Consider the following 974-nt stretch of genomic DNA (forward strand, 5'->3'; position numbering starts at 1 on the left):
ACGAGATCTATAGTCTCTGCGTATATATTAACCTTATTCCTCTCTTTTGTGCTTTCTAATTTATATGCCTTAATTTAGTGTTTTTATTAAAATGCTAACTTAAGCCGTATATATTTTATTGCTGGTTCTAGCCTGCTTACGAAAACCCTCGCGGATTTTCTATTCGGTTTTTATTTGCTAAATTACGTTCTTAAACACGCAACAAACCATATACAAACACGTTGGCAACAAGCTGAACAAACCAAGAAAATGAAGTACTACAAACGAAATTGGGAAGAAACTCGTGGAGATGATTTTGACAGTTGGGGCAAATCCATTTGGTTGTTTGAAACAGAAAATTCTGGACAACCGACAAAACAAATTGAGATTTATGAAAATGGAAAAGTTCTGAAATATGACCAAACGAAATTGGAAGACGAATATGGCGGACTTGGAGACCAAGAATTGGATTTGGACGAATTCTCTGATTTCGAAATAACGGAACAAGAGTTTAAACAAAATTGGAACGAACATTAGAATAAAAAATGGGATATAAAAAAGTATGTTTAGATTGCCGAAAAGCATTTAACAGACCTGCCAATTTGGAAAAGGCTCATATCTCAATTTGCCCTCAATGCGGAAAACCAATGACTGAATTATATCATTTGTTTCAACCACCAAAACAAACTGATATTAAAAAATGGGATGTCGTGAAGTTTTTAGTAGAAAATGGATTTAGATATTACCACATTAGAGAAAATGAATCAATTGACAAAAGAACTGGAAAAGTTGCAGAATATCAAAACTATGCAAAATATCCAGAGTCTATGAAAGACGCAAAGGAATTTGTCCAATTATATAAAGAACAGACAATAACGGAATAAAGCCAGTTGCCAACAAAGAACTGAGTTGAAAAACAAGCAGTTTCTTCATTAATTTTGTTCACTATTATTCCATGCTCAAAATTCTATGATTTAGTATTTTAAGCTCTCTAT

General features: G+C 32.9%; 2 protein-coding genes. Both read left to right on the top strand.

Annotated elements, in window-relative coordinates:
* Positions 1-249: 249 nt before the first annotated feature.
* Positions 250-516, top strand: coding sequence for a hypothetical protein (locus tag IEV77_RS17365; protein ID WP_188467184.1), 267 nt, complete (start codon positions 250-252; stop codon positions 514-516).
* Positions 517-626: 110 nt separating this feature from the next.
* Positions 627-863: a hypothetical protein gene (locus IEV77_RS17370; protein WP_188467186.1), complete on the top strand. Its 237-nt coding sequence runs from the start codon at positions 627-629 to the stop codon at positions 861-863.
* Positions 864-974: the final 111 nt, after the last annotated feature.

It is taken from the genome of Xanthomarina arctica (assembly GCF_014638915.1).
In the GTDB taxonomy this organism is placed as follows: Bacteria; Bacteroidota; Bacteroidia; order Flavobacteriales; family Flavobacteriaceae; genus Xanthomarina; species Xanthomarina arctica.

What these genes read in the sequence shown, in the direction of transcription:
- IEV77_RS17365 (WP_188467184.1), top strand. Translation starts at nt 250, where the DNA reads ATGAAGTACTACAAACGAAATTGGGAAGAAACTCGTGGAGATGATTTT.
- IEV77_RS17370 (WP_188467186.1), top strand. Translation starts at nt 627, where the DNA reads ATGACTGAATTATATCATTTGTTTCAACCACCAAAACAAACTGATATT.